The organism is Rhodococcus sp. G-MC3 (assembly GCF_030063335.1).
Taxonomy (GTDB): domain Bacteria; phylum Actinomycetota; class Actinomycetes; order Mycobacteriales; family Mycobacteriaceae; genus Rhodococcoides.
Genome location: NZ_JASISW010000003.1, coordinates 97,011 through 123,039, shown reverse-complemented (window position 1 = coordinate 123,039; position 26,029 = coordinate 97,011). Strand labels below are relative to the sequence as shown.

Here is a 26,029-nt window from a genome sequence, read left to right as displayed (position 1 = left end):
CCAGGAGCGAGCATGGTCATCGGCGAAGTCCGCAACACACACCCTCTTGCCGTTCCACTCACTCTTGCGTGCGGCCAGGTGCTGCCGAACCGAGTGATGAAGGCTGCGCTCAGTGAGGGCCTCGGCAACTCGTCCCACAGCCCGGACGTTCGGCTCGAACGGTTGTACGCCCAGTGGGGCGCCGGGGGCTACGGACTCGTCATCACCGGCAACGTGATGGTCGATCGCCAGCATATCGGCGAGCCGGGCAACGTCGTCATCGAAGATGATCGAGACCTCGACGCCCTGGCGCGTTGGGCCACATCCGCGCGTGATGGCGGCTCTCCCGTGTGGATGCAGCTCAATCACCCGGGTCGTCAGGCCAATCCGCTGGCAACCCGCACGAAGCCCGTGGCGCCGTCGGCGATCGCTCCGAACATTCCAGGAATACCTGCACCTCGGGCCCTGACCGATCACGAGATCGAAGACATCATCGAACGATTCGCGACGGCTGCCGTCCTCGCCCAGACCTCCGGCTTCGACGGCGTACAGATCCACGGCGCGCACGGCTACCTGGTCTCCCAATTCCTCTCTCCCGCAGCCAACAAGCGCGAGGATCGGTGGGGCGGCGATATCGACGGTCGAATGGCTTTCGTACTGGGCGTTGTTCGCGCCATCAGAACTGCGGTGTCGCCTGGCTTCGCTGTAGGAATCAAACTCAACTCGGCAGATTTTCAGAAAGGCGGCTTCAGCGAGAAGGAATCCCGGCTCGTCGTCGAGCGCCTCGTCGACGAACACATCGATCTGATCGAAATCAGCGGGGGCAGTTACGAATCACCCGCGATGATGGGCAGGCCGGTCCAGGTCGCTGACAGCACGAAGCAACGCGAAGCCTACTTCCTTGATTACGCACGGGAAGTACGCCGGGCCGCCGGTGACGTGCCCCTCGCCGTCACCGGCGGATTCCGGACCCGAGCGGCAATGAACTCCGCCGTGGCATCCGGTGATTGCGACCTTGTCGGATTGGGGCGACCCACCGCTGTTGTTCCGCATTCAGGTCATGCGTTGATCCGCGACCAAGCGGATCGCCTCGTCTCCCCCCTCATCACACTCGGCCTACCGAAGAAGTACGCGCCACTGAAGTCGCTCGACGGCGCACTCGATCTGCAATGGCACACCGATCAGTTGCATTTGATCGGCGACGGCGGAGCACCGGATCCAGAGCGGCCGGTATGGCGAACGGCCCTGACCACCCTGCAGCGGAACGGACTCGATGCCTTCCGAAGCAGGCGCAGTGGAACGGGTACCGATCCTGCGGTACGCAAGTTCACGCAGGAGCGCTTCGTCGGGCGGTACCTCGCCAACCCGGTGATGAACGGGCTCACCGCCATCGGCATACGAGTTCCACTGATGACCGACATCGAGACCGTGGGCCGCAAATCGGGCTTGACCAGACGAGTTCCGGTGTCTGCGAGCTTCGACGACACCGGCGCATGGATCATTTCGCAGCACGGCACCAGATCCGGTTGGGGCGCGAATATCGGTGACGATCCACGCGTCCGCATTCGGGTGGGTAACCAGTGGCGCCCCGGCATTGCGGAATTCGTACCCACCGACGACGTCATCGCCCGGGCGCGCACCTTCACCACCAATCCGGTCCTGGGCCGTGTGGTGGGCGCGACATTCGGTGCGCTGCAGACAACTCCGGTGTCGGTGCGGGTAACGTTCGAGGGTCCCCCGCGCTCACGGGCGGTGACGCCGCTTCACCGCAGCGCGTTCCCCAACTCGGGCGCGCGCTCGATCAGTTGACGAGCATCACGCGCGGTCACCACACCGTTGCACACCTCGGCGTACTCGCCCATTGCACAGGAAGCCTGAGTCCAGTACCGCTGATGTTCCGGCGTCACCCACGCCAACCGGTGCACCTTGCGGGCCAACTCCTCGAGCTTGTCGACGCGCGGAGGCAAGCCGTTGCAGCGTCCGTCTCCGACGATCAGCACCGAGGTGCGGGCTGTGACTTTGGATCCGTGCGTCGTCAACAGTCCTTCGAAGGTGCGGCCGTAGTCGCTACTCGCCTCCAGGTCGAGTTCTGGGGCCGCGAGCACCGACGCCAAAGCGTCATCACCTGTACTGCGGGCCAAAAGGTCGGTGACATCGACGGGATTGTCGACGAATGCCAACACCGTGCATCTGCTGGTCCGGTGTCGCATCGCCTGCGCGAGGCGCAACGTGAATGCAGTGATAGGCCGGACCGACAGAGATACGTCCGCGAGAATCAGTAGCCGAACACGTTCTGGCACAGGAGTATCCACCATCAGATGAAACGGGACTCCGTCGGTTCGCATACTGGCGCGAACAGTGCGACGCATGTTCAACCGCCCGTTGGTCGCCTCGCGCGGACGAGGACGCGGTGTTCCGCGCATACGGCGCAACAGTTCTCGGCAAGCATTGTTCACCTCGGCGCGCGACGGAATATCGGTGGTGCCGCCAACCGGAGTGGGCGTTGCAGTTTCTCCGCCCGAAATCGCATCGACGAATGCTTCCACTGCCTCGACAAGTTTCTCCAGCTGAGACTGCGTGAGCTCGTCGGCGTCGCCTTGATCCCCATAGAGCGCATTGGGATCATATGAATTGAGCCAGCCCAGGATGCCCGCCGGGTCGTCCCATTTCAGAGTGCCCTGCGAGACCACGGCCTGCGCCGACGACAGATCTCCGACGGTGGCCGAGTCGGCTCGGTCGACGTCGACAGTGAAACTCACACCACGAGTGCCACTGTCACTGTCGGTGTCGACCTCCAGATTCGAGTCGCTACCGGTGATGGACAGATCGTCGTCGTCCTTGTGCGGATTGAAGCCCTTCTCGGCGTCAGGCGTATCGAAGAACTCGCCGACCTCGGCAGCGCGCTCGTTGTAGTCGGCGTACTTGGCGGTCTCGTGGTCGTCGTTCGATATTTCGAGATCGGTGGGCAACCCTTCCGATGCCATGGCTCGGCTGGTGCGGCGCTCGTCCAGATCGCTGACCGGTCTCGGGTCGAACAGAGCGTCGAACGCTGCATCGAAACCCTCTTGCTCATAGGTGTACTTGGCGCACGTTGCGCGCAGTGCAGACCTCAATACATCCAGGTTCGAGGCCCCGATCAGACCGAGCACCCGTCTGACCTCGATGATCTCGGCCGGCGATGCCGCAACGCCGTGGCGCCTGAGCAACCTACCGAAGACCGCCGAGATCACGTCGAGGACGTGGGCAGCAACGCCGCTCATTGTCTGTTGATCCCGCCACTTCGTGCGGCCCTGGCTACGTCGGTACCGCCCCCGCGTCCGCGGAACGCCGCTGTGGTGGTGTTCGGAGGCTTCGACGCCATGCTCGCGCGGGACGCGGACGACACTTCCTGTGCCGGTGCGGTGTAGCGCTCTCTTACCAGATCCACGTCGCTGCCGTACTTGAGCAGCGCCGACATCAAGATCTCGCGTGTGCGTTCGGCGTCGGGTCCCTTGACTTGGCCGTTGCCCTGCAGCAGCATCGCTGCTCGCGCAGCGTCGATCACTTCGGAGACCGAGGGGCTCTTACGAAGTGGCAGTTCTCGCAGCGAACGAGCGAGTTCGACGACGTCGGCGACGGTCTTCTCCTCCACTTCGGGAGCCCGAGAAGAGACGATCTCACGCTCGCGCTCCGGCGTGGGGAATCCGACCGAGAAGTGAAGGCATCGACGCTTGAGCGCAGCGGACAGTTCACGAGTGTCGTTGGAGGTCAATATCACCCATGGATCGGAGCGGGCGGTGAAAGTTCCGACCTCGGGGATGGTTATCTGCTTCTCGGCAAGAATCTCGAGAAGCAATGCTTCCATGGACTCTTCCGTTCGATCCACCTCGTCGATCAGCAGCACGACCGGCTCCTCCGAGAGGATCGCGTCGAGCAGCGGCCTGACCGAGAGGAACTTCTCGGAGTACAGTCCGAAATCTTTGCTCGCCAACATCTTCGATGCGGCTTCGGTGGTGTCGATTTCAGCGAGCTCGGCACCGATTCGGTCGCGCAGCATTTGCACGTGCAGCAGTTGCTTGGCGTAATCCCATTCGTACAGCGCCCGGTTGTCGTCGAGCCCCTCGTAGCATTGCAGCCGAACCAGCCGACGCCCACCGGCAACGGCGAGCGCCTTGGCCAGTTCGGTCTTGCCGACGCCGGCCGGTCCTTCGAGTAGCAGTGGTCGATCGAGTGCGATGGCGAGATGGACTACGACGGCAAGATCGTCGTCCGCTATGTAGCCCGTCTCGCGCAAACCGTCACGAACGGTATTCGCACTGTCGGAAAAGATCGAATCACCGCATGCTTCCAGGCCGGCCGATGTCATTTTTTCTGCTCCTTGTGCTGGAATGGATCAGTACGCGCCGTTTATTGCGTGGTCGACCACCGGGATCATCGAGCCGATCGTCACTTCGCGCGGGTTGCCCGGGGTGCACCAGTCGTCCTGGATGTGCTCGGAGATCTTGAGCACGGTCTTCTCGTCGCCCGGGATGACTTCGCCTCGGCCGTTGTACTTTCCGGTATTCATCCGATTCTTGTCGTATGACCCGGTGTTGACGGCGCCGAAGTTGTCGGGGATGCCGACATCCTTGGAAAGCCTGATCGCGGCCTCGACCGCTGCATCTGCCGCCTGGACGGTCGAGAGGTTCCTCGTGTCCACTCCGAGGGCACCCGCCAACTGTGCGTAGCGCTCGTAGCGCGCGGGGAGGTTGTACTCCCACACTCGCGGCAGAGCGATGGCGTTGTTCAGTCCGTGATGCGAGTCGAAGAAGGCACTGACGGCGTGCGAAATGGAGTGCACGATGCCGAGGCCGCCCGAGTTGAATGCCTGGCCGGCAATATACTGCGCGTTCATCATTCCCTCACGGGCCTTCAGGTTGCGCGGCTCGTACACGGCTTCTCGGAGGTTCTTCGCGACGAGTTCCACCGAGTACAAGGCGTTGCCCAGTGACGGCGCAAAATCAAGCCGCGAGACGAAAGGCTCACTGCCGTGGGCCAATACGTCGAACCCGCAGTACGCAGTGAAGTGCTGAGGGCAGGTGTAGTACAGCAGCGGGTCATCGATCGCGACGGTGACAATCGACGCCTCGTCGAATGCAACCCACTTGTGCGGCTTGTCCATGTCCGAGGTGTCGGTGATGACGTAGGCCCAGGAAGTCTCCGAACCCGTGCCAGCGGTGGTGGATACGGCGATGTGCGGAGGGTTCTCCTTGTTCGTGGTCTTCGAGAAGCCTTCGAACTCGTTGATGTTGCGACCGTCGTGGGCGATGACGATGCGGGCGCCCTTGGCCGCGTCGTGGCTGGATCCGCCACCGACGGAGATGATGCTGTCGCACTTCTCCTTCTGGTACATCGCCGCGGCATCCATGACGTTGTAGTCCTTGGGATTCGACTCGACCTTGTCGAACAGCACGACCTCGACACCCTGGTATTCGATCTTGCCGATCAGTTCCTCGATGATGCCGGAGCCGCGGAGGCCGGTGGTGACGAGAAGCGAACGCTTGAAGCCGAGATTCTTGGCTTCGACGCCGATGATGTCGTGTGCGCCCACCCCGAGGAGTGCGCGGGGAAAGGGGTGGAATTCCTTGATCGGGAAGTCCCAGATCTGATTGAGCTCGATTGCCATCGGTTCCTCCTGGTGAGCGAATGTGACTGCGCTCACTCTGTCCCCGGAAGGTGCCCGGGAACAAGGGATTCTGCCGCTAACCCTACGAGTGCCGACCCGAACTACCCGATCGGACAGGAAGGGGCACTGTTCGGTCGAACTGCTCAGCGCCGGGAGAGGTCTCGATCACTCGAATGACGGTGCCTCAAAATGACCGTGCCTCAAATGACCGTGCCTCAAATGACCGTGCCGACGTCCTCGACGACCAGTCGATCCAGCGCACGCTCGGCGACGGCGGCGATCGTCATCGACGGATTGCACGCCGCCGAGTTGCCCGGCATCAACGCACCGTCCAGCACATACAGACCGCGTTGGCCGTGGACGCGTCCTTGGAGGTCGCACACCTGCCCCATGTTCGCGCCGCCCAGCGGGTGCCAAGTTGTCGGGACGATGGCGTTGCTGTCGACCAGTAGCCCGGTGGGACCTGCGATCGTGTGCGCCACCGGCCCGATCTTCGACTGAATCACGGCGTCACCCTCGTAAGGCCATCGCAGCGCGGCGTCGTCCGTGGCCGAATCGTAAACGAATCTGCCTCTGCCGGCACTGACTCCGTATCCGACCATCGTCGTGCTTCTGATGTCGATCGGTGTAGAACCCAGCGCCAATGGCGGGAACGACGCTTGGATGACGGTGATCGCCGCATTCGGATCGTCCCACTGCAAACTGCCGTAGACGACGGGCCCGCCCTGCGTCGGACCGAACCCGCCGGTGTCCGCCCAGACATAGATGCGATCGGCATTGGTACCCCAGCCCTCACCCAGAGCGTCGGGCATATCGGGAATGCGTCCCGTAGAGGAGGCGCGGAGCAGCAGCTTCGTCGTATTGGCGCTTCCCGCTGCCATGACCAGAGCGTTCGTCGTGAGTATCTTGTTCTCGAGCACGGTGCCGGACGCGTCGGTCCGATCGACGTAGACGGTCCATCGCCCGTCGGGAGCTCGTTCGACGTCACGGACTTCGCGCAGCGTCTCGAGCGTGACGAGGCCTGTTGCTTCCGCGGCCGCGATGTAGGTGACGTCGACCGAGTGCTTACCGCCGTTGTTGACGCCCATTGCGTCGTCGCCGTTGGTGTACGACGGCTTCATCTCGCCGCGCAACTCCGCAAGAGCGTAGTTCCAGTCGATCGGCATCGGTATCTTCGATACCGGATATCCAGCGCGAGTGGCATTGGCGGCGAACATCCGTGCCGCCTGATAGTTGGGACTCGCGATCAATTCGTCGGGCGCGGTTGCCAGCCCGAGCATCTTCGCAACTCGCGGGTAGTGAACACGATTCATCATTGCCCAGTCGAGTTCTTCTGGGAAGTTCGCGTTGAACACGTGTTCTGCGGGCTGCAGCGTCATGCCCTGATAAACAAGCGACCCACCGCCGACGCCTGCCGCGCAGACGGCCGTCATGTTGTCGCCGATCACCGCTTCGAGCAGACCCGCATATGGATCGAACGCAACCGACTGCCCGAACACCTGAGGGTTTGTGCGATGCCACAGTAGGCGTTTGTCAGGAGTGGACACGTGCGGGAATGTCTCGGCGTTCGGCCCTGTAGGCCAGCGCATTCCGCGCTCGAGCAACGTGACCGGAACGCCGGCTTCGGCCAAACGCAGCGCCGTGACGCCGCCTCCGAACCCTGTTCCGATGACCACGACTCGATGATCCTCACGAGTCAGCGGAACACCTTTTCGGGCGGGTGAGATGCTTGCCGAAGCAGTGCTGGCAGAAGCAAGCGTCGCCCCGCGGCTGCTGCTCCTGCACCGACCAGAAATGACCGCCTGCTGATTCCCACGACGCTGTACCCCCCACATCCCCTCGGTCGTCTGACCGTGTGGCTACAAACTAGACAGTTCCAGGTATTAGTGTCAAGAAGCAATAGTCGAGTGAAGAGATTTCAGGGAGTTGGATTTGTAGGGAGTGCAGGCGCGAGCCACTTTCGCAAGAAGGCGCGAAGCGCATCGTCGGTTCGAACAGCATCGCTGTCGAAGGAGATGATCGATAACCCTAGCCGCACCACGATCTCGACGATGTCGCCGAGCTCGTCCCTCGTGGCGAGTCCGCGCTCGACCATCGGCTCGAACAGATGCCGCGCAACGGGATTCGCTCGTGCCATCATCTCGAAGTCGAACACCGGATTGCCCTGCTCGGCAACCAGGAGCGAAGCGAGCACCGGATGAGTACGAACGGCAGATCGTCCCGACACGACAGCTTCGACGACGTAGTCGCATGCCGTGCAGGCCGATTCCAATCGGGCTTCGATTCCTTGGAATATCTCGATGGCGAGGCCGGCCATCGCCTGCGAGACGACCTCTTCTCTCGAACCGAAAATTGAATAGACGGTCTGCCTCGACACACCGGCCGCACTCGCCACGGCCGCTACATTGACACCCTCGAATCCGCCGGTCTCGATCAGTCCGAGAGTGGCGTTCAAGATCTTTTGTCGGGACCGCATGCGCCCAATTATGCGTCGAGATCGTCCCCGTGGGTGAATCCGCCACTGGATGCGTCAGTGAGTGAGCGTCACTTTCAGGAGCACGATGACTGCGGCCAGCGCCGCGGTGCACAGGCCCGCAACGAAGATTCCACCGTGCCGCCGCTCTTGCCGGAGTCAGCGGCCCCTGCGATCGGTTGGCCGCGAGCTTGTAGAGTGCCGTATCGCCAACCCGCTGCTTCAGAAATCCACTCATGAGCGTGAAGTGTATTGACGGTAATCAGAACGTCGCCGTTCGTCGATCGCCGGACTCGGTCACTCGATTCTTCCTCGGTCTCGAAGTGCTGGAAGAAGATCTTCCAGTGCCGGCAGAACCTGGTGTCCGCACGGTTGAATTCCGTCCGTACCGGCTATGCGTGCCTCATGACGGACAACAAGGCCCCAGACAACGACACACCAGCAGACATCACACCTGAAATACCCGAGGACGAGCCGAAAGGCGGACACCCCGGCCCGTCGGACAAGGGCAAGAACGGCGGAATGGCGACCAGAGAGCTGACACCGGAGGTGACCGAAGACAAGTAGCGCCTGGCGCCATCGGAGTGGAGGGTGACATCGCAGCTGCTGGCGCTGTGGGCAACGTTTACTCGGCGACGCTCGCGTGCATCTCCCAGACGATGACCTCGGCGCCGGCCTCGGTGGTCATCTGCTGACCGCCACCCCCGCTGATTCTGACCGCGTCGCCCTCCGCGAGGACCCCGACACCTTCGAGCGAAGCACTGCCGCTCGCAACGAAGATGTGCAGGAAGGGGCTGTCCGGCAGCGTAGTCGCGGGCCGGCCGGGTTGCATCCGAGCGACGTGCATCGCCGCGTACTTGTTCTTGATGCGGATGGCCGAATGGTCCGCGTACTCGTCCATCCCCGATGCCACCGGAACCAGCCCGCCCGCCAGCAGTTCGTGGTCGATCTCGAGCTGCTCGTAGCCGGGCGTGATATTCGGCTCGTCAGGGAGCACCCACATCTGAACGAAGCGAACCGGTTCCCTGTGCTTGCCGACGGATGCGTCGGCACGCCAGGAATCGTTCTTCTCCGAATGACGAACACCAGTCCCCGCGCTCATCCGCTGGGCAAGACCCGGATAGATGATCCCGTTGTGGCCCATGGAGTCCTGGTGCACGAGCGAACCGTGCAGGACCCACGTGACAATTTCCATGTCTTTGTGAGCGTGAGTGTCGAAACCCTGACCAGGAGAGACGATGTCGTCATTGTTGACCAGAAGCACACCGTGGTGGGTGTTCTTCGGGTCGTAGTGGTGACCGAACGAGAACGAATGCTTGGAATCCAACCAGCCGATGTCGGTCTTGAAACGGTCATCGGCGCGACGGACATCGAGGGCTGGAAAGGCAAGAGTCATGACGAAGATCCTCAAATCGTGGGCGAGAGAAAAGTTGTCAGCTGTTGAATTTGCCCGCGATGGTCACCACGCGAGTCGCGAGGTGATCGAGCGCGGCGAGTGCGGCGTCGTCCAGCTCGTTCTGATTGTTCGGCCCGGTGACATGGCCGACGCCGTAGGGATTTCCGTCGGTGAACTTCAGCGCGTCGGTGTATCCCGGGGGAACCAAAATTCCGCCGAAGTGCATCAACGACGTGTACAGGCCGAGAAGAGTCGATTCCTGACCACCGTGCGCAGTCTGGCTCGACGTGAAAGCCGCGTAAACCTTGTCGGCAAGCTTGCCCTGCGCCCACAATCCACCGAGCGAATCCATGAACGCCTGGAATTGGCTTGCAGTGCTGCCGAAACGAGTGGGTGAGCCGAAGATGACCGCGTCGGCCCAGACTATGTCGTCGCCGGTGGCAGCAGGCTTGTTCTTGGTCGCCTCATAGTTGGCCGACCACGCGGGGTTCTCCGCGAACGTCGACGGATCACGAGTTTCGGCGATGTGCCGCACTCGAACTTCCGCGCCTGCAGTCTCGGCGGCGGCGGCCAGACGGTCGGCCATCGCGGAGCCGTGACCGGTCGCAGAGTAGTACAGAATGGCGAGCTTGGTCATATCAAGAGTCCCTTCACTGAAAGTGCTGTGGTCAGAGAACTTTGGAGCCGTACATTTCACCGAGCGGGTCGGCGATGAGTTCGATCCGGGCGCCATCGGGATCGCGAAAGTAGAGGGACACGTCGCTGTGCTCGGCGAGTTCGATTCCGGCGTCGACGAGCTTGACGCGCAACGCTTCCCACCGCGTGGGTTCCACACTGATGGCTACATGATGGAGTCCGCCAAGGACTTCCCGGTACGGACCGGCGTCGAGTCCGGGAAAGTCGAAGAAGGCAAGCAGATTGCCGTTGCCGATGTCGAAGAAGAAGTGCGAGGAGCCGGGGTAGTCGCGGTTTTCGATCAGTTCCGTCAGCGGGAACTCGAGAAGCCCCTGGTAGAACTCAACGGTTCGTTGGACGTCGCTGCTGACGAGAGCCGTGTGGTGCAGCCCGCGCGCCGACGACTGCGGGCGTGATTCGGGCGAAGTCAAGTACTCGGCACGAAGCCTTTCGCGCTGCGCTTCGAAATGATCGGAACGCTCTTGCTCGGCTGCGGTGATGCTCATTGGCCGACCTCTCCTCGAACGACTCGTTGATTGCTCCGTCAACTACATTACCGAATATAGTTGCTTTGTCAACCAATCGGCTATGGTCTTGGTATGGACACACCGAACTGGCTCGACGACGAAGAACAGTTGGCGTGGCGGGCCTACCTCGACGCGACGCGACTCTTGTTGCAGACGCTCGATCGGCAGCTCAGCCGTGACTCGAACATCTCGTTCACCGATTTCGAACTACTGGTGCTGTTGTCAGAGGCTCCGGACCGCCGAATGAGGATGAGCGATCTCGCCGACGCCGTCACCACCACGCGCGGCGGGGTAACGCGCGCGGTGACGCGACTCGTGGACGCCGGATGGGCGCAGCGCGTGCTCTGCGAGGACGACAAGCGCGGCACCTTGGCCCAACTGACCGACGCCGGAGCGAACAAGCTCGCCGAATCGAGTCCAGGACACGTTGCGACCGTCCGCGCGTGCATGTTCGACGCTCTCGGCAAAGACGACGTCAGGGTGATCGGGCGCGCATTCAGCGACATACGCACAGATATGCAGCACAAAAAGTAAGACAACAGCTAGAGCGCACGCGAGTGCGCCGGGCGCTGACCACCCCACTGCGAGAGCGCGTCGTGCCACCCCCCGGCGCCTGCGGCACCCGAAGCAATCGAACCGGCCCACGCTACGTAGCCGTCCGGACGGACCAGCAGCGCCGGACCATCTCCCGGCACCCGTAGGACAGGCCCCTCGAAAACAACATCAGGATCGTTGGTTTGGCAGACAAGCACGAAACGCCCGGCTCGCAGCGCCTCGGCGAGCCCCTCGTCCTGGGGCGCTCGGGTCCCGATCAGTCGATGTGGGCCGCCGTGCCCGTACTCGATTGCTACCCCGGAGAACATTGCGGCGATCCTGGTAGCGATGCGCGGTGTTCGAAGCGCCTTGCCGATGACATGATTCCGCACCCACTGTGCGACCCGCGACTTCAGCAGAAGCATGCGGATGGTCGCACCGGATGTCTTCAGCACAAGCTTTCCAACCGGATGCCGCTCGGATTGATAGGTATCGAGTATCGACTCGTCCGCTCCGCCGAGAACAGCGGCAAGCTTCCACCCCAGGTTGAACGAATCCTGGATTCCCGTGTTCATCCCCTGCGCTCCCGCAGGGGAATGCACGTGGGCAGCATCGCCGACGAGTAGTACTCGCCCGATCCGGTACTGATCGACTTGCCTCTCATCGCAGCGGAATCGCGAGGTCCAGCGTACGTCCGTCCACCCGAAATCCGTGCCCAGAGCTCGGGTGAGAACATCACGCATCGACGTTTCATCGATCGGGTCCTCGTCGCTCGATGTGTCGGCACGGTCCCAGGTGATCACTCGGTACCACCCGTCGCCGAACGGTGCAACGAACGCAAAGCAATCGCGGCCCGCGTCGATGTTGATGACTCCCTGCGGCGGGTTCGCCAGTGTCACGTCTGCCAGCATGATCGATTGCAACAGTGCCCGTCCGTGAAACTCTTGCCCGATGGCCTCGCGCACGACGCTTCGCACACCGTCGGCGCCCACGACGTAGTCCGCAGACCACGTCGTTGCCTCGCCTCGGGCGGTGGTTCCGTGTACGCGCGCACCGGCATCGTTCTGCTCGACGCCCGTCACGGTGACGCCCCGGCGTATCTGCGCACCCGCGCCTCGGGCGTAGCGCTCGAGCAGCGAATCGACGTTGGTCTGCGGCGTCGAAAGCAGGAAGGGGTACTTCGACGGTAGAACCGTGAGGTCGAGCGTGGTGTCGTTCCACAGTTTCAACCCGCCCACCCGGGCGCCGGTGGTCAGTAGTTCATCGGCCATTCCCCGGGAATCGAGCACCTCCAGGGTGCGGGCATGAACCCCGAACGCCCTGCTCAGAGGAGAGAGAGCCGAATGCTTGTCGAGGACGAGCACAGATCGACCGGCAGAGGCGAGCTCCCCCGCGAGCATGCATCCTGCGGGTCCAGCTCCTACGACGATGACGTCTGCATGATCCATGACGAACTCCTGGTTGTCGGTCAACGGTTGTTGACTTCCGACGTTAGACCTAACCTGCCGTCAGGTCAACGAGTGTTGACTACGCTGGGGGCCATGTCCCGAATCCGCTCAGCAGAGACCACACGTGCAGCGATCCTCGACGCCGCGCGCATTCGGTTCGGCGCCGAAGGCTACGAACGCACGACGATGCGAGCCGTCGCAGGCGACGTCGGAGTCGACGCCGCCATGGTCGTTCGCTACTTCAAGACCAAGGACGCCCTGTTCGCCGAAGCCGCGACCTTCGAGCTTCGGCTACCCGATCTACGGGGTCTCGCACCCGAGGATCTCGCCGCAGCCCTGATGCCTACGTTCTTCGATGTCTGGGAGGACGACGGCACCTTCCTGTCGCTGCTCCGCGCATCGGCCACGAGTTCGGTTGCAGCACAGACGATGCTGGCAGTATTCGTCGATCAGGTCTCCCCCGCGCTCACTGCGATCACGCCCGATCGCCATGGTGATAGGGCCGCACTCGCCGGATCCCAGATACTCGGACTCGCGTTCTCGCGTTACGTGCTGCGCGTCCCGCCCCTGGTGAAGATGACGCACGCCGAGGTTGTCGAATGGGTCGGTCCGACACTCACGCGGTACTTGACCGGCATCATTGTCTGACCGGACGTTTTTCGGCAGCCCCTTCAGAATCACAGCCCCGTCAGAATCACAGCCCGTCGCGTAGTCGCGCTGCCTGCATCGTCAGATGGTGACGTTCGGCAAGGTTCGGGGCGCGCTCTGCGGCTTCGGTGTACAACCGGGCGGCAGCCTCGGCGTCACCGGCCTTCTCGTGAAGATAGGCGGATGCGGCGCAATGACGAGGAACCGTCGGGTCGACGTCGCGTAGCGCTGAAAGACCTGCCGATGCACCATCGGCCTCGCCGATCGCCACAGCCCGATTCAACTGCACCACAGGGCTTTCCGATATTCGCGCCAACTCGTCGTACCATTCGACAATCTGCACCCAATCGGTCTCCTCGGCGCGTGGCGCATCGGCATGCAACGCCGCGATCGCTGCCTGGGCCTGAAACTCTCCGAGGCGGTCGCGTCGCAGTGCATTCTGCAAGACCACAACACCTTCCGCGATGAGTGTGGTGTCCCACCGGGACCGATCCTGCTCGGCAAGTGGAACGAGGCTGCCGTCGGGGCGAGTGCGTGCACTTCGTCTCGCGTGATGCAGCAGCATCAGCGCCAGCAGCCCGCAGGTCTCCTCGTCGTCGGTCATGGATTCGACCTGGCGAGTGAGCCGAATCGCCTCGGCCGAAAGGTCGACGTCGCCCGTGTAACCCTCGTTGAACACCAGGTAGAGCACTCGCAGAACCGTCGCGAGATCACCGTGGCGGTCGAACCTCACATCGGCAACCGTCTTCTTGGCCCGGCTGATTCGTTGAGCCATCGTCGATTCCGGCACCAAATAGGCTTCGGCGATCTGCTTGGTGGTGAGTCCCCCGACCGCGCGCAACGTGAGAGCTACCGCCGATGCGGGCGTCAGCGACGGATGCGCACAAGAAGAAGAGATGCAGGGTGTCGTCGGCGATCTCCGACGGTCCAGGTGCAGGCTCGGCCCACGTCCGCTGCTCACGATCGCGACGTGCCGTTTCGGCACGGTGAGCGTCGAGGAACTTGCGCCAGGCGACGGTGACGAGCCAGCCCTTCGGATCTGACGGCATCTTCTCCCGCCATGCCGCAGTTGCCTGGATCAGTGCCTCCTGCACGGCGTCCTCAGCCGTCGCGAAATCCAATCCGCGACGGGTGAGAACGCCGATCACTGCGGGAATGAGATCCCGCAGCAGAAGCTCGTCCACTTATTCGTTGATCGTCATCGGGTTACCCATGAGCGGGCGCACCTCTAGCCACTCGTGAATCGGCTTGCCGTTCGCGCCGGGCGCGGCCGACAACTCCCCTGCCAGTTCGAGTGCTCGCTCATAGGTGTCGACGTCGATGATCATCCACCCGGCGATCAGGTCCTTGGTCTCCGCAAACGGGCCGTCCGTGACCGGAGGCTTGCCCTCGCCGTCATAGCGGACGAACGTCCCCTCTGGCCGCAGCGCCTGACTGCTGACGAACTCGCCGGTGGTCCGCAGCTTGTCTGCGAAATCGTTCATGTACTGCATGTGATCGTCGACCTCCGCAGGTGTCCACTGATCCATCGGCACCCCGTTGATCGAGTCGGGAGCCCCGCGGTAGTGCTTGAGAAACAGGTACTTCGCCATGATGGTCCCCTTCGGTCGTTGCAGCCATTCTTGCTGCATTCACCCCTGGGACGAAGCAAGACGGCGGTTCTCGACACGACTGACGAAGAATTCTGGACTGTTTACTGATCGTAGGTCACGACGATGTCCTGGAAACCTTTGTTGCGCTGCGCTTCCGCTTGGCCGGTGTAGGAATTCCTGTCGCCCTCGGTGAGTTCGACGTTGTCGGTGAACGGCGTCAGGAGCGCACGGGGATACAGATGATCGACCCGAACGGCATTGATCTCGATACAGAGCACGACGAGCATCGATGCGACGTATAAGAATCCGAGCAGCCCGAGAACGATCGCGAAGATACCGTTGCTGGTGCTGACGTTGCCCACCACGTAGCGAATATAGATACCGCCGAACGATTGCAGAGCCTGCCAGATCACTGCGGCGATGATGGCGCCGGGGAGAACGTCGCGGATGGTCAATGCACGGGCCGTCCCGATTGTGAACGCCGCCGAGAAGACGAGGGCATTGACAACGACTGCGCCGACCAACGCCAGGGCGCCTCCGGCGAAACCGAATACTCCTGAAGATGCAATACCGTTGAGAACGGTCAGGCCGATGATCGCGGACCCGGTGGTGGAGAGCAAGAGCAGACCCCGCAGCCGCGCTCGCAGTGGGTCGGGTTGCTCGTTGCGCGGCACCGACCACGCTGTGTTCATCGCGTATTGCACCGCAAGCGATATTCCGAGGCCACCGTAGAGCGATCCGACGACGCCGATCACGATCGCGGTGACTCCGCCACTGAGGCGATCCGGTTGGCCCAGTTGATCGCCGATCACGGGAATTTGGCTCATCGCGGAATCGAGAATCTGCGCCTGCAGCTCCTGATTACCGGAGAGGACAATTCCCAGGAGCGTAGTGAACAGCAAGAGCAGCGGAAACAGCGACAGGAAGGCGTAGTACGCGATCAACGCGGCAAGGTAGCCGCCTCGGTCGTCGAGAAATTTGTAGATCACTGCGAGCGGAAATCCTGCCGACGGATGCCTGCGCTGGAACTCGTCTACTCGGGTGACCATCATCGGTCGATTCCAACGCTCACGTCATAGCTCCTGATATTTCATGACGCGTCCGTCCGACACCCCCCTCGAGTGCCGGACGGACGCGATGTACTGCGCTGCCGGGACTCAGCCGCGGGCGGCTTCGGCAAGCTTGCGCACTGCGCGAGGCGCTTGCGCCAGAACCTGCGGGATGTCGCGACGACGATTGCGACGGCGAAGCACCACGGTAACTACCGCCGCGCCGACGACAGCAGCGGCAATGACAGCGAACTGCGGTGACTTGGCTGTCTCGACCGCGTCGTGGACGTCGTACTGGCGAGCGTTCGACGCTGCCTTGTCCGCGAGATCGGAAACCGTGTCGACGGCTTCCGACGCGGTGGTGGTGGCGGTATCGGCGATCTTCGAGGCTGTCTCCTTGGCTGTGTCGAGCGCGTCGGATGCCCCAACTGCGGCCTCGTCTGCAGTTTGGGAGACCGTCTCGCGCGCAGCGTGGGCGCCCTCGGAGACCATGTCGGCTACCGTCTCGGAGCCGTCGGAGATCTTGTCCGCAGCCTGGTGAGCATTGGCCTTCACCTTGTCCGAAGCCCCGTCGCTGCGGAGGTCGTCGTTATCGGTCGCCCTTCCGGCTTCCTCTTTTGCCTCGCCCGCGAGTTCTTCGGCCTTGTGCTGTGCCTTGTCGATGAAGTCGGCCATTGCCTGCTCCTTTGCAGTCGTCTGATGTTTCGGGGTTCGGCCGATTGGCGCGTCACCGTCGAAAGGTTGGTCGGATCTCGTCGTCGCACACGAACGTCGACATGTAGTGATCTACAGCACATCACGCGCGGCGACGACTGGTTGTACATACGTATCGACCACAGTCGGCGTTTCGACGGTGATCGAATCCAGCTCTCTGTACCCGGCCTGGTCGAATGGAAACGTCGAATGGAAACACTCAATGCAACAAACGAGACCGGAACTGCTACAACTCACTCAGTTTCGCGGCCACTGCCTGCAACGTTCGAGCCGGTTCCCGGCCCGTCACCTGTTGGTGTTCGACCAGCAGAATTCCGGCCAGGTTCACGAGTCCACTGACCAGCGTCGAAATGCCGTCGTCGTCCTCTTCGGCGATTCGCATGATCTGTTCGGCCGAAAACACCACGCCGTCCGCGCCGTCGGCCCACGCTGTCATCACTGCAATTGCCTCGCGCGTGGAATCGTGACGATCACTTTCCGCTGGCATCTCCTCGGCGCTCATGACGATCCAGAGTAGCGGGCCGAGCCGGGACGTCCGCGCTTCCTCAGCCGCGCCCTACGTAGGGCATCCGGTTCGCCATGATCGTCAGCGTCGGGACGTTGACATCGAGCGGCAGATCGATCAGGTGCACGACGGTGTCCGCGACATGCCGGGGGTCGAATGTCGGTTCCGGTCGAAATGTCCCGTCGGCTTGCTTGGCAGCGCGTCCGATACCCGCGGTCATGTCGGTGGCCGCATTGCCGATATCGATCTGACTGCAACAGATGTCGAAGTCCCGACCGTCGAGCGAAATCGACTTGGTCAGACCTGTTACCCCGTGCTTGGTCGCGGTGTACGCAACGCTCCCCGGCCTCGGGGTGTGCGCCGAGATCGAGCCGTTGTTGATGATGCGGCCGCCGCGAGGATCCTGCGCCTTCATGATCCGAACCGCTTCCCGTGCGCAGAGGAAAACGCCCGTCAGATTGGCAGCAACGGCCGCGCTCCACGCTTCGGGTTCGATCTCGTCGATACTTCCCGACGGGCCGAACGTCCCGGCGTTGTTGATCAGAACATCAAGCCTGCCGAATTGCTCGGACACCGACGCGAACAGCTCGCGAACTTCCTCGACCGAGGACACGTCGGCAGAATGGACCACTGCGCGCTCGTGCCCGACGGCCGTTGCCTCGAGATTTTCGGTATTGCGGCCCACCAGTACGACATGATGGTCGGCGTCGAGCAGAGCCGTCGCCATCGCCCGTCCGAGGCCGGACCCAGCCCCGGTCACGAGCACAACCCGTTCACGTGTGGTCAATGCGACCCTCCACATCCAGTGTCTTGAAAATCAGTGTCTTGAAAATCAGTGTTTCTCGAAATACAGAGTTTCTCGAATACAGAGTTTCTCCACACCGTAGACGCCGTCACTCGGTGCCGGTGGCAGCCTCGATACTGCACAGCCCGCGCGGGCTTGCCTCTGAAGCAACCAGTACGCAATGCTGGTGAGGCTGCGGGACTTACCCGGCGGCCTCGTCATCGAATCGGAGTCGTGGGCATGCGTGAGATTTTCAACGTAGCCAGTCTCGACCTCAATCTACTGGTGTCCCTCGACGCACTGCTACAGAACCGAAGCGTGACCAAGTCCGCGCAGCAGTTGGGCCTGAGCCAACCCGCGTTGTCGGCTGCACTCGCTCGCCTGCGTCGTCACTTCGGAGACGAACTGCTCTACCGGGCCGGCAACGAGTACCGATTGACTCCCCTTGCAGCCGATTTGCGCAGCCGAACCCGCCTTGCACTCGACGGCGTCGAGCGAGTTTTTTCAGCGCAACCCGATTTCGACGCAGCTGGTTCGACTCGCGAATTCAGCTTGATCGTCAGCGATTACAACATCAGCGTCATCGGCGACACACTGGCAACGCTCATGAGCGAAACGGCGCCGTCCGCTCGACTCCGGTTCGCCCCCACCAGTCCTGACGTGGTGGCGCAGGCGGACAAATCGCTGCTGGGAGCCGATTTGATGCTGATGCCTCACGGTTTCGTCACCGATCTACCGCACCGCGACCTCTACACCGATCGATGGGTCATCGTGTTTGCCTCGGACAACACCGAGATCGAGGACGAGATCACCGATCTCCATTTACGAACCTTGCCTTGGGTTCTCGTCTATCACGGTCAGACGGCATCGACGCCTGCTGCCCGGCATCTTCGGCAGATGGGTATCGAACCCACGGTGCAGGTGATCACCGAAAGCTTCCTCACGGTGCCGTCCTTGATCGCCGGGAGTAGGCGCATCGCACTGCTGCAGGAGCGGTTGGTCAACCTGCTACCACTCAACGTCGGCCTGCGGAACCTCCCGTGTCCGGTGGACGTGGGCCCGTTGGTCGAGGCCATGTGGTGGCATCCGGTGTACGACCGCGACCCGGAGCATGCTTTCCTGCGCAACCTGGTCGTCCGTGCTGCGGTGTTGGCCACCGAAGCACCGTAGGTATCGATTGTCCGGTCACTTGACGGCAATCGGATTGACCGGCGCACCTACCGCACCCGTCACCGGTATCGGTGCTGCAGTCAGAAAGAACTCGTAGACATGGTCTTGCGAGCAGTCGGACGCCAATGCATCCAGGTCCCACATTTCTCCGAGGAACAATCCGATGTTGGGGATGGCCACCTGATGAAGCGGCTGGAACGCGTCATCGAACTCGTTGGGCCGCACTTCGAAACCCCACGTGTCCGTCGCGATGGCAGCGATCTCGCTGTCGTGCAGCCAGTCTGCGGTGGTGAAGGACAGGCCCGGCGCCGCACCGCCCGCGTAGTCACCCCACCCGTCCCGTCGAGCTCGCGAGAGCTGCCCCGTGCGCACAAGAACGAGGTCTCCACGACGGATTTCGGAGGAGGCTCCCTGTGCTTCGATCGTGCTCCGAAGATGCTCGGTGGTGATGGCGAAACCGTCGGGCAGCTCGCCGTCGATGCCCAGATGACGACCGACATCGAGAAGCACTCCCCGCCCGGCGATGCCGTTGGCCACCGTTTCGATGCCGGTCACACTGTCGCCGAGCGACGTCACGACTTCGTTTGCGGCGCGCCCGTTCCAAGCTTTACCGTGATCGAAGATGTGGCCGAGCCCGTCCCATTGCGTCGAACACTGCAATGGCATCGATACCACGTCGTCGGCGCCGCCGATCCCGTGTGGAAAGCCCTGAACCCCGGCCACCGCATCCGTTCCGGTGTCGAGCATCGTGTGGACCGGGTTGGTCCGTCGGCGCCACCCCTTCTGTGGCCCTTCCATGCTCACGCTCCAGCCCGAAACGGCCGATCAACCCGCAACCCCTCATCGGCCGCACGCGCTCGTCTTTCGGTGACCTCCGGGTCGTCCATCAGATTGAGAGTGCGTCGAAGGAGTTGTTCGATGCGGTCCTCGACGTCGTCGACGAGCGAGGGGATTTCGGCCAACTCGGTGTGCGCACGCCAGCGGGCAGCGACACCGGCGCTGTAGTAGCCCGCATCGAGATCGGCCGACACCTCGATCACCGCGGCCGGCAGAGTCGACTCGTGATCGTTGTCGAGCTGGCAGCGTGGCGGAGGGATGCGGCCCGGGGTACGTCGGGGTGGTTGCCCGATCGTATGTGCGCGCACCACGTCGGCAACCGAAGCCGGCGACATCGAGGACGGTGGGAACGGCATGTGTCCCCATCCATCGATCGACACCGCGACCGGGCCTGCCCGGTCCGGCGCTGCGGTCATGTCCGGAAACGTATCGACCCGAAGGTGCTGGGACAGCAGTGTGGTCGAGGGCTGCGATCGCGGTGTACGACAAACCTGCACCGGCGAGCAGCAACAGGACCGCGTCGCGGCGCGCGAACACTGCCTCCATCGACCCCGTCCACGGCAGCGCCGACGCCAGCGCCCCGAAATGGGCAGCGCGTCGGGCCAATCGGACGCATCGCGCCGATCGGGCGAACAGCTGCCATTCGTAACGGTATCCGCGCAGCGCGGCTGGTGGTCTCGCAGACACGGAGTGCGAAGCTACCCGCAGACGCACGCAACTGCTTCGTCGATTCCTGTAACGAACGGCTCGATGGCGGGACTAAGTTCTGACAACATTTTTTGCAGACCTCGTGTCGCCAGAGACGATTTTCAGCCTCGGCGACTTGGCGTCTGCATCACCAACGGCTGCCGCGCGGCCTCTCACGAAGGAACAGAATGATGAAGAGACAAACTGACACTGCCCAGGTACTTCAGTCGGTCGGAGCTTCGTCCATGCGTTACGCACTGGCGATGAATGTAATGTGGATCGGCACTTTGAAGTTCGAGGACTACGAGGTGGCGAATATCCAACCCTTAGTTTCTTCGAGTCCACTGTTTGCGCCCTTCCTGAGGAAGTTCGGTCAGAAGAAGCTGTCAAAGATGGTGGGAGTTACCGAGATCGCGTTGGGAGCGTTGATCGCAGCGAAGCCACTTGCGCCCAGAGCCACCGTGGTCGGCGGGTTGGGAGCAGTTGGAATGTTTGCCACAACCCTGAGTTTCTTGTTTACGACACCCGGGGTCTGGCAAGAAGACCACGGCGCCCCGAAACTATCGATGGTGGGCCAGTTCCTGATCAAAGACAGCGTGTTTCTCGCTGCTTCCCTCCTCGTCACCGCTGAGTCGTTGCAAGCCATCCGGCAGAATTAGTTCGTGCGGCGTTCTTTGTCGGCTGCGAGGAAGGACCGAACCGCATTCAGGGATGGGTGCGTGCGAAAGCCACGTTGCGGAGAGCGGCAGTGAGCTGATCGACCAATTGCGGCGATACATTCGGAACTATCCCAACGGTGACGTCGAGAACGCGTTGCACTTGAGCGACATATCCCCTGCACGAACCGCATCCCGCCAGGTGATCCTCGACGCTGTCCCGCATTCCCCTGTCGAGGCCCCCGTCGAGGTAGTTGGTCACTAGCTCCACAAGCTGCCTGCACACCAGGTTCTCGCCGGGCACTGCACGACGTGGTCCGGGCCACGCTATCGAACGACTCTCCCGTGCCGTCTCCGATTCGAACGACTTTGTGTTCGGATACTCGGTGCTCGTCGCCTCGTGAGTTTCGACAGCAGCCCTGACTTTGCCTCGGGCTCGGTGCAGGAGTACCCGTTGATTGCCAGTGCCAAGTCCATATAGCTCGCCGACTTCGTCAGTCGACATGCCCAGCACGTCCCTGGCGATCATTACCGCACGTTGACGTGCCGATAGCGCCGCAATGGCACTGTCGATGACGCCACGCAACTCGGCGGACGTCAACTGCTCCTCGGGCAGCAGATCCCACCGCGGCAGCGGCGACGCCCAGTGCCCGGTTCGCGTATCAAAGCGTGCAGGATCGACAGCAGGAGCTTCGTCATCGCGCTCCGCTCTCTGGATCGCGGAAAACGGAATGGTGCGGCGTTCCCGTCCTGCCGCGCGACGGGCAGTGTTGATGGCAATCCCCAGCACCCATGTACGCAGCGCGCTACGACGCTCGAAGCGTTCGATTTGACAGAGCACAGTAATCCACGCGTCTTGCACTGCATCTTCCGCCGAGGCATCACTTGACACGTACTCGCGGGCCAGGCGCAACATGCTGGGGGTCCACGCCTCCACCAGTTGACGGACACCGACGTCGTCGTGACTCTTCAGGGCAGCAATAGCACCAGCATCCCCCAGCGAGGTATCCGCTCTGCCGACTCCGCGCATGAACCACACCATAACAAGCTCCGGACTCGCCGGTGCGGTTCAGATCCTGCAGTTCCCCTTGATCTGTGTCGACTCCGACAACGACAGCGAGTTCGTCAACCATCACCTGCTCGATTGGCGTGAAACGTGCAGTTACCGCAACGTCAGGAAGACCTGACATCAAGTCAATAACGAGCCGGCGGTTCACCACCGATACTGAATTCCTTATGTCGACTAGTCGATTGGTTGTCCGCAGCTCGCGCGAATATCCCCGTTTCGTGTAAAAGCCGCTGATCGATTCGAAAATTCTTCTGAACTGCACCAGTGCCGTCCACCTGCTCGTCTCTCGCGTTCATTGCATCACCGAGTCGAGCCACCCCCTGAATGGGACTTGTCCGTCTGGTCGACCAGCCGGCTCAGGATTTATGAACTTTCCAGTAACCAGCAGTGCTGAGCAGTGTTCGTGCTCATACGCTTACGCGTCCGACCGGTACTCGACTCAGCGCGTTGCTGCGCGGCGACAGCTGGGATTTCGGCCCTAACCTTACGTCCGTAAGCAACACGCGCAAAGAGGCGATCGCGATACCGGTGAGCTCAATCCTGTCGACGCCTGCATTTCCCAAAACCTCCATGCCACGGGTCATTGCAACGAAGAAGGCGGCCAGCGATCCCGCGTCGACTCCCGGGCCACCTCAGAAGACTCTTGCGCATCGCCTATGCAGCGACGATAGGTCTCACGCAATGCCTCGTAGGCGGCGTAAGCCGTGCCAGCGACATCCGAATCGCACTGCACCATCTCCACGGTGGCGGTGATGAAGAGTGAGCCGACCTCGTGTTCACTGCTCAACGCGCCCGCCAGTTTCAGCATCTGAGCGCGAATCCGCTCGATCGGGTCAACTCGGCATTCGCCAATGCCTCGTCGACCGCCGCCACCGCATCGGCGGACTCGGCCGTGAGTGCTTTCAAGAACTGTTCTCGCTTGCCCCGAACGTGTTGTTGCGGCTCCGCTTCCCCAGTCCGGTCACTTTCACGAGATCGTCGAGAGTAGTTCCACCGTAACCGGTGGCCATGAATTGCGAACCCGCGAGAGCGACGACATCCGCTTCGATAAACTTGCGTGGGCGTGCCATGGCAATGCCGTACCGGTTATTGACTTATCAGACTGAAATTGCAGTGGTGGATGTCGTCGTGTCTGTCAATTTGGTAGTACCGACGGCGCCACCGTGCCCGTGGAGCCAGACCGTTCGTTCGGCCGAACCGCTGCCGGCGCGTCTCATCGGTGACGGCACGCGCGAGCCGCAAATTCGGTGGTGAAGGCCGTGATCTCTGCTGACATTCTTCGAGCCGCCGGTTCCCCTTCCCACAGAGTTCCAGGCTGGCTTCGACCTGATGCAGTCCTCGTCAGTGGTGGCCGAGCTGTTCCCGTACCGTGCCTGCGATCCGGGCCAGCGCCGCACCGAGGTTGCGCTGCTGCGCCGCGGTGAGCCGATCGAACACCAACTCGTTCACGCGATCAACATGGCCTGGTGCGCTGTCGACAACCTTGCGCATCCCGGCGTCGGTCAGCGTAGCGAGCGTGTACCGACCGTTGCCCGGGTCGGAGTAGCGACGAACCCATTCGTTGCGCTCGAAGCGCGCCATCACCTTAGACAGGCGCGGCTGAGTGCAGTCGCACAGGGTCGCGAGGTCGCTGAGCCTCATCGTGCGCTCGTCCGTCATCGAGAGACGGGCAAGAACGCTGTATTCGAAGTTCGAGGTGCCCGAGTCGCGCTCCAGTTGCTGATCCAGCAGCGCGGGCAGCCCGATGATGATCGAGAGCAGATCTTGCCAGACGACCTGCTGATCATCGTCGAGCCATCGAGGGGAAGTTGTCATGGCATGCGAGCGTACCTCCAGTCGGCCGGCTTGACTTGCCTAGGCAAGTTAGCAATGCTGTTCTGAGTTGCCTAGGCAACTCAGGGTTATAGGTACCGATCCACACAATTTCGAGGAGTCACATGAAAGCCATCCGCTATCACGAGTTCGGGGGAACCGACGTTCTTCGCGAAGAGACAGTGAACCGGCCCATCCCGGGTCCGGGCGAGGTGCTCGTCCAAGTCGCCGCGACATCGTTCAACCCTGTCGACGACCACATCCGACTCGGACTGTTGGCGGAGGCGATTCCCACACCGCTTCCGATCACACCGGGACTGGACGTCGCGGGCACCGTCGTGGAGCTCGGCAACGATGTCGACGGCTTTCGAGTCGGAAATTCCGTTGTCGGCATGTTCCCGCTCGACGCGCACGGCGGTGCCGCAGAGTTCGCGGTAATCGCGGCCAACCACATCACCGCTGCGCCGAGCACGATACCGCTCACGGATGCGGCGGCGCTGCCCCTCACCGGACTTGCAGCGCGTCAGGCCGTAATCGAGCTCGGCGGTATCAGCGCAGGCCAGACCGTGCTCGTCAACGGTGCCGGGGGTGCCGTCGGCAGCCTCGTAGTGCAACTCGCCGCAGGTGCCGGCGCCGCGGTGACTGCTGTCGATGGTCCGCAGCACGCCGATCGACTTCGCGCCCGCGGGGCATTGAACGTCGTGGCCCCCCTCAATCTCGATGCCAAGCCGGATGTAGTCGGCGGGCCGTTCGAGGTGGTGATCAACCACGTCCGCCTGGCACCGGAAGATCTCGCGAAGCTGACCGCGTTCGTCGCCGACGGCGGAATCGCGGTCAGCTCAGCCGGAGCCATTCCGACCGACGACCAACGGTCCACCCGGTCGGCGAACGTGTGGGTGACGCCCAGCGGTGAGCACTTGGCAGACCTCGTCGCCCACATCGATCAAGGCCGCCTCGTGCTCGACATCGCCGACCGACGCCCCCTCCACCAGCTGCGCGCGGTCCACGAGGACGCGGCGGCGGGGCGACTCGCGGGCAAGACCGTCCTCTCACTTAGTTGAGGAAGTCCCGTCGGACGGTCTACCGGACCTAGAAGTGTCACCGACATGTACGGGCGGGATTAGGTCGCGTGTCGTGGATCCTGGACCGCGCAGAACGACGGGATGAAATCAGTGCAGGCATCGATGGCCCGATGGCATACAGCGCTGCCGTCGGGCCTGTTTGCCGTGAGAATCGGGCACCGAAACCGTTCAGCAATCGGCTGCAGGTTCGGCGCCGATTGTAAGAAATCTATACACTGCAACGACACAGGGCCCGAAAGTGGTTCTGCGACAATTGGTTTTGAAGAGTAGCCCTGAGACTTCAGGACCTTACATAAGAGTCTTGCAGTGTAGGCGTAGGTTTCAGCCCATCCCGGAGGGGATTTCGGGGGCTACCAAGAGACGTTCTTTCGTCAGCCGAAAACCGGTTCGACGTCGTGCCGGCGGTCACGTTCGCGCCGCCGGAATACCCCTTCCCGGGCATCGAGAACGGCGACTGCTCCTGCTGCCTTTTGCATATACGCAGTCGCGATCATAGCCGAGCCGATTCCCAGCGCATCGACATCAAGTTCATTGGAACGGCGCGGGCTACCGGAAGACGACTCGTCCAAATGGTCGCGGAGCTCTCGCTTCGACCATGTCGCGAGCTCCGTCGCGGGCTTGACGTCGATGGCGCCGATCTCTAGCTCTCGGTTCGCTGCGAGGCACCTCATCTCGGATGCCAGAACTGGCTCTGCGTCGAGAAAAACCTCGTGGTTTTCGGCCCATCGTGGGGTCGGCACCGAACGCC

General features: G+C 62.2%; 28 protein-coding genes and 2 pseudogenes. 8 read left to right on the top strand and 22 right to left on the bottom strand.

Annotated features, from left to right (window positions below; translation table 11 throughout):
* Positions 1-12: 12 nt before the first annotated feature.
* The gene (locus QMK17_RS04075) at positions 13-1,788 is read left to right on the top strand and encodes a nitroreductase family deazaflavin-dependent oxidoreductase (RefSeq protein WP_283507162.1); all 1,776 of its coding nucleotides are present in this window, start codon (positions 13-15) and stop codon (positions 1,786-1,788) included.
* Here QMK17_RS04075 and madC read toward each other — a convergent pair.
* From madC to QMK17_RS04050, 5 genes and pseudogenes are all read right to left on the bottom strand, one after another.
* Positions 1,743-3,239: a MadC family VWA domain-containing protein gene (madC, locus tag QMK17_RS04070; RefSeq protein WP_283507161.1), complete on the bottom strand. Its 1,497-nt coding sequence runs from the start codon at positions 3,237-3,239 to the stop codon at positions 1,743-1,745. The two genes, QMK17_RS04075 and madC, sit on opposite strands and share 46 nt — an antisense overlap.
* On the bottom strand, positions 3,236-4,324 hold the full coding sequence (locus tag QMK17_RS04065; RefSeq protein ID WP_283507160.1) for a MadB family AAA-type ATPase: 1,089 nt from the start codon (positions 4,322-4,324) through the stop codon (positions 3,236-3,238). The genes madC and QMK17_RS04065 overlap by 4 nt, the downstream gene beginning before the upstream one ends.
* Before the next feature lie 27 nt (positions 4,325-4,351).
* Entirely contained in the window at positions 4,352-5,623 is a 1,272-nt protein-coding gene (mdo, locus tag QMK17_RS04060; RefSeq protein ID WP_283507159.1) for an NDMA-dependent methanol dehydrogenase, read from the bottom strand.
* Between the two features lie 215 nt (positions 5,624-5,838).
* Positions 5,839-7,439: pseudogene (locus QMK17_RS04055) on the bottom strand (GMC oxidoreductase).
* 102 nt (positions 7,440-7,541) lie between these two features.
* Positions 7,542-8,099: a TetR/AcrR family transcriptional regulator gene (locus tag QMK17_RS04050; RefSeq protein ID WP_283507157.1), complete on the bottom strand. Its 558-nt coding sequence runs from the start codon at positions 8,097-8,099 to the stop codon at positions 7,542-7,544.
* A gap of 249 nt (positions 8,100-8,348) precedes the next feature.
* Between QMK17_RS04050 and QMK17_RS04045 the strand changes: the two genes are divergently transcribed.
* Entirely contained in the window at positions 8,349-8,663 is a 315-nt protein-coding gene (locus QMK17_RS04045) for a hypothetical protein (RefSeq protein WP_283507332.1), read from the top strand.
* A 58-nt stretch (positions 8,664-8,721) separates the two neighbouring features.
* On the opposite strand, the gene QMK17_RS04040 is transcribed toward QMK17_RS04045, so the two are convergent.
* Genes QMK17_RS04040 through QMK17_RS04030 form a run of 3 tightly spaced genes read right to left on the bottom strand, consistent with a single transcriptional unit; the run spans position 8,722 to position 10,673 of the window.
* Complete coding sequence (locus tag QMK17_RS04040) at positions 8,722-9,492, bottom strand: pirin family protein (RefSeq protein WP_283507156.1); 771 nt, start codon at positions 9,490-9,492, stop codon at positions 8,722-8,724.
* 37 nt (positions 9,493-9,529) lie between these two features.
* On the bottom strand, positions 9,530-10,129 hold the full coding sequence (gene wrbA, locus QMK17_RS04035; protein ID WP_283507155.1) for an NAD(P)H:quinone oxidoreductase: 600 nt from the start codon (positions 10,127-10,129) through the stop codon (positions 9,530-9,532).
* A 31-nt stretch (positions 10,130-10,160) separates the two neighbouring features.
* On the bottom strand, positions 10,161-10,673 hold the full coding sequence (locus QMK17_RS04030) for a VOC family protein (RefSeq protein ID WP_283507154.1): 513 nt from the start codon (positions 10,671-10,673) through the stop codon (positions 10,161-10,163).
* A gap of 93 nt (positions 10,674-10,766) precedes the next feature.
* Between QMK17_RS04030 and QMK17_RS04025 the strand changes: the two genes are divergently transcribed.
* Entirely contained in the window at positions 10,767-11,228 is a 462-nt protein-coding gene (locus QMK17_RS04025) for a MarR family winged helix-turn-helix transcriptional regulator (RefSeq protein ID WP_283507153.1), read from the top strand.
* 8 nt (positions 11,229-11,236) lie between these two features.
* On the opposite strand, the gene QMK17_RS04020 is transcribed toward QMK17_RS04025, so the two are convergent.
* Positions 11,237-12,676 carry an FAD-dependent monooxygenase gene (locus QMK17_RS04020; RefSeq protein WP_283507152.1) on the bottom strand — a complete coding sequence of 480 codons (1,440 nt, stop codon included), beginning with the start codon at positions 12,674-12,676 and terminating at the stop codon, positions 11,237-11,239.
* A gap of 93 nt (positions 12,677-12,769) precedes the next feature.
* Here QMK17_RS04020 and QMK17_RS04015 point away from each other — a divergent pair, with 93 nt between their 5' ends.
* Positions 12,770-13,324, top strand: a complete 555-nt coding sequence (locus QMK17_RS04015; RefSeq protein WP_283507151.1) for a TetR/AcrR family transcriptional regulator — start codon at positions 12,770-12,772, stop codon at positions 13,322-13,324.
* 46 nt (positions 13,325-13,370) lie between these two features.
* Here QMK17_RS04015 and QMK17_RS04010 read toward each other — a convergent pair.
* From QMK17_RS04010 to QMK17_RS03985, 6 genes and pseudogenes are all read right to left on the bottom strand, one after another.
* A pseudogene (locus QMK17_RS04010) lies at positions 13,371-14,508 on the bottom strand (RNA polymerase sigma factor).
* Positions 14,509-14,916, bottom strand: a complete 408-nt coding sequence (locus QMK17_RS04005) for a YciI family protein (protein WP_283507150.1) — start codon at positions 14,914-14,916, stop codon at positions 14,509-14,511. It abuts the pseudogene before it with no gap.
* A 101-nt stretch (positions 14,917-15,017) separates the two neighbouring features.
* Positions 15,018-15,965 (bottom strand): YihY/virulence factor BrkB family protein, encoded by a 948-nt coding sequence (locus tag QMK17_RS04000; RefSeq protein WP_283507318.1) that lies wholly within the window; start codon positions 15,963-15,965, stop codon positions 15,018-15,020.
* 108 nt (positions 15,966-16,073) lie between these two features.
* A complete protein-coding gene (locus tag QMK17_RS03995; RefSeq protein ID WP_283507149.1) occupies positions 16,074-16,640 on the bottom strand; it encodes a CsbD family protein in 567 nt (188 codons plus the stop codon).
* A 265-nt stretch (positions 16,641-16,905) separates the two neighbouring features.
* Positions 16,906-17,181: a hypothetical protein gene (locus QMK17_RS03990; protein WP_283507148.1), complete on the bottom strand. Its 276-nt coding sequence runs from the start codon at positions 17,179-17,181 to the stop codon at positions 16,906-16,908.
* 43 nt (positions 17,182-17,224) lie between these two features.
* A complete protein-coding gene (locus QMK17_RS03985) occupies positions 17,225-17,986 on the bottom strand; it encodes an SDR family oxidoreductase (RefSeq protein ID WP_283507147.1) in 762 nt (253 codons plus the stop codon).
* 222 nt (positions 17,987-18,208) lie between these two features.
* Between QMK17_RS03985 and QMK17_RS03980 the strand changes: the two genes are divergently transcribed.
* On the top strand, positions 18,209-19,138 hold the full coding sequence (locus QMK17_RS03980; RefSeq protein ID WP_283507146.1) for a LysR family transcriptional regulator: 930 nt from the start codon (positions 18,209-18,211) through the stop codon (positions 19,136-19,138).
* A 15-nt stretch (positions 19,139-19,153) separates the two neighbouring features.
* Here the strand turns inward: QMK17_RS03980 and QMK17_RS03975 are convergent, their stop codons facing one another.
* Both QMK17_RS03975 and QMK17_RS03970 read right to left on the bottom strand, forming a co-directional pair.
* Positions 19,154-19,936, bottom strand: a complete 783-nt coding sequence (locus tag QMK17_RS03975) for a cyclase family protein (protein ID WP_283507145.1) — start codon at positions 19,934-19,936, stop codon at positions 19,154-19,156.
* 2 nt (positions 19,937-19,938) lie between these two features.
* Positions 19,939-20,391, bottom strand: a complete 453-nt coding sequence (locus QMK17_RS03970; RefSeq protein WP_283507144.1) for a hypothetical protein — start codon at positions 20,389-20,391, stop codon at positions 19,939-19,941.
* 459 nt (positions 20,392-20,850) lie between these two features.
* Between QMK17_RS03970 and QMK17_RS03965 the strand changes: the two genes are divergently transcribed.
* Positions 20,851-21,321 (top strand): YkgB family protein, encoded by a 471-nt coding sequence (locus tag QMK17_RS03965; protein ID WP_336620123.1) that lies wholly within the window; start codon positions 20,851-20,853, stop codon positions 21,319-21,321.
* Positions 21,322-21,367: 46 nt separating this feature from the next.
* Here QMK17_RS03965 and QMK17_RS03960 read toward each other — a convergent pair whose 3' ends face one another.
* Entirely contained in the window at positions 21,368-22,348 is a 981-nt protein-coding gene (locus QMK17_RS03960) for a sigma-70 family RNA polymerase sigma factor (protein WP_283507142.1), read from the bottom strand.
* Between QMK17_RS03960 and QMK17_RS03955 the strand changes: the two genes are divergently transcribed.
* Complete coding sequence (locus QMK17_RS03955) at positions 22,347-22,505, top strand: hypothetical protein (protein ID WP_283507141.1); 159 nt, start codon at positions 22,347-22,349, stop codon at positions 22,503-22,505. The genes QMK17_RS03960 and QMK17_RS03955 overlap by 2 nt on opposite strands.
* Positions 22,506-22,967: 462 nt before the next feature.
* Here QMK17_RS03955 and QMK17_RS03950 read toward each other — a convergent pair whose 3' ends face one another.
* The 3 genes from QMK17_RS03950 to QMK17_RS03940 all read right to left on the bottom strand — a co-directional run bounded on the left by QMK17_RS03950 (position 22,968) and on the right by QMK17_RS03940 (position 24,202).
* Positions 22,968-23,195, bottom strand: a complete 228-nt coding sequence (locus tag QMK17_RS03950; protein WP_283507140.1) for a hypothetical protein — start codon at positions 23,193-23,195, stop codon at positions 22,968-22,970.
* A gap of 94 nt (positions 23,196-23,289) precedes the next feature.
* Positions 23,290-23,457 carry a hypothetical protein gene (locus QMK17_RS03945; protein WP_283507139.1) on the bottom strand — a complete coding sequence of 56 codons (168 nt, stop codon included), beginning with the start codon at positions 23,455-23,457 and terminating at the stop codon, positions 23,290-23,292.
* A 271-nt stretch (positions 23,458-23,728) separates the two neighbouring features.
* Positions 23,729-24,202 (bottom strand): MarR family winged helix-turn-helix transcriptional regulator, encoded by a 474-nt coding sequence (locus QMK17_RS03940; RefSeq protein WP_283507138.1) that lies wholly within the window; start codon positions 24,200-24,202, stop codon positions 23,729-23,731.
* 122 nt (positions 24,203-24,324) lie between these two features.
* Here QMK17_RS03940 and QMK17_RS03935 point away from each other — a divergent pair, with 122 nt between their 5' ends.
* Positions 24,325-25,260 (top strand): NADP-dependent oxidoreductase, encoded by a 936-nt coding sequence (locus QMK17_RS03935; protein ID WP_283507137.1) that lies wholly within the window; start codon positions 24,325-24,327, stop codon positions 25,258-25,260.
* Positions 25,261-25,652: 392 nt separating this feature from the next.
* Here the strand turns inward: QMK17_RS03935 and QMK17_RS03930 are convergent, their stop codons facing one another.
* Positions 25,653-26,021, bottom strand: a complete 369-nt coding sequence (locus tag QMK17_RS03930; protein WP_283507136.1) for a hypothetical protein — start codon at positions 26,019-26,021, stop codon at positions 25,653-25,655.
* Positions 26,022-26,029: the final 8 nt, after the last annotated feature.

Excerpts from the sequence above, each read along its gene's own strand:
- QMK17_RS03970 (WP_283507144.1), bottom strand. The coding sequence starts at position 20,391 with ATGACCGCAGCGCCGGACCGGGCAGGCCCGGTCGCGGTGTCGATCGAT.
- QMK17_RS04040 (WP_283507156.1), bottom strand. The coding sequence starts at position 9,492 with ATGACTCTTGCCTTTCCAGCCCTCGATGTCCGTCGCGCCGATGACCGT.
- QMK17_RS04065 (WP_283507160.1), bottom strand. The coding sequence starts at position 4,324 with ATGACATCGGCCGGCCTGGAAGCATGCGGTGATTCGATCTTTTCCGAC.
- QMK17_RS04030 (WP_283507154.1), bottom strand. The coding sequence starts at position 10,673 with ATGAGCATCACCGCAGCCGAGCAAGAGCGTTCCGATCATTTCGAAGCG.
- wrbA (WP_283507155.1), bottom strand. The coding sequence starts at position 10,129 with ATGACCAAGCTCGCCATTCTGTACTACTCTGCGACCGGTCACGGCTCC.
- QMK17_RS03975 (WP_283507145.1), bottom strand. The coding sequence starts at position 19,936 with ATGGAAGGGCCACAGAAGGGGTGGCGCCGACGGACCAACCCGGTCCAC.
- QMK17_RS03995 (WP_283507149.1), bottom strand. The coding sequence starts at position 16,640 with ATGGCCGACTTCATCGACAAGGCACAGCACAAGGCCGAAGAACTCGCG.
- QMK17_RS03950 (WP_283507140.1), bottom strand. The coding sequence starts at position 23,195 with ATGCTGAAACTGGCGGGCGCGTTGAGCAGTGAACACGAGGTCGGCTCA.
- mdo (WP_283507159.1), bottom strand. The coding sequence starts at position 5,623 with ATGGCAATCGAGCTCAATCAGATCTGGGACTTCCCGATCAAGGAATTC.
- QMK17_RS03980 (WP_283507146.1), top strand. The coding sequence starts at position 18,209 with ATGCGTGAGATTTTCAACGTAGCCAGTCTCGACCTCAATCTACTGGTG.
- QMK17_RS04025 (WP_283507153.1), top strand. The coding sequence starts at position 10,767 with ATGGACACACCGAACTGGCTCGACGACGAAGAACAGTTGGCGTGGCGG.
- QMK17_RS03990 (WP_283507148.1), bottom strand. The coding sequence starts at position 17,181 with ATGAGCGCCGAGGAGATGCCAGCGGAAAGTGATCGTCACGATTCCACG.
- QMK17_RS03960 (WP_283507142.1), bottom strand. The coding sequence starts at position 22,348 with ATGCGCGGAGTCGGCAGAGCGGATACCTCGCTGGGGGATGCTGGTGCT.
- QMK17_RS04000 (WP_283507318.1), bottom strand. The coding sequence starts at position 15,965 with ATGGTCACCCGAGTAGACGAGTTCCAGCGCAGGCATCCGTCGGCAGGA.
- QMK17_RS03945 (WP_283507139.1), bottom strand. The coding sequence starts at position 23,457 with ATGGCACGCCCACGCAAGTTTATCGAAGCGGATGTCGTCGCTCTCGCG.
- QMK17_RS03965 (WP_336620123.1), top strand. The coding sequence starts at position 20,851 with ATGATGAAGAGACAAACTGACACTGCCCAGGTACTTCAGTCGGTCGGA.
- QMK17_RS04075 (WP_283507162.1), top strand. The coding sequence starts at position 13 with ATGGTCATCGGCGAAGTCCGCAACACACACCCTCTTGCCGTTCCACTC.
- madC (WP_283507161.1), bottom strand. The coding sequence starts at position 3,239 with ATGAGCGGCGTTGCTGCCCACGTCCTCGACGTGATCTCGGCGGTCTTC.
- QMK17_RS04050 (WP_283507157.1), bottom strand. The coding sequence starts at position 8,099 with ATGCGGTCCCGACAAAAGATCTTGAACGCCACTCTCGGACTGATCGAG.
- QMK17_RS03940 (WP_283507138.1), bottom strand. The coding sequence starts at position 24,202 with ATGACAACTTCCCCTCGATGGCTCGACGATGATCAGCAGGTCGTCTGG.
- QMK17_RS04020 (WP_283507152.1), bottom strand. The coding sequence starts at position 12,676 with ATGGATCATGCAGACGTCATCGTCGTAGGAGCTGGACCCGCAGGATGC.
- QMK17_RS04015 (WP_283507151.1), top strand. The coding sequence starts at position 12,770 with ATGTCCCGAATCCGCTCAGCAGAGACCACACGTGCAGCGATCCTCGAC.
- QMK17_RS03985 (WP_283507147.1), bottom strand. The coding sequence starts at position 17,986 with ATGTGGAGGGTCGCATTGACCACACGTGAACGGGTTGTGCTCGTGACC.
- QMK17_RS03955 (WP_283507141.1), top strand. The coding sequence starts at position 22,347 with ATGAACCACACCATAACAAGCTCCGGACTCGCCGGTGCGGTTCAGATC.
- QMK17_RS03935 (WP_283507137.1), top strand. The coding sequence starts at position 24,325 with ATGAAAGCCATCCGCTATCACGAGTTCGGGGGAACCGACGTTCTTCGC.
- QMK17_RS04005 (WP_283507150.1), bottom strand. The coding sequence starts at position 14,916 with ATGGCGAAGTACCTGTTTCTCAAGCACTACCGCGGGGCTCCCGACTCG.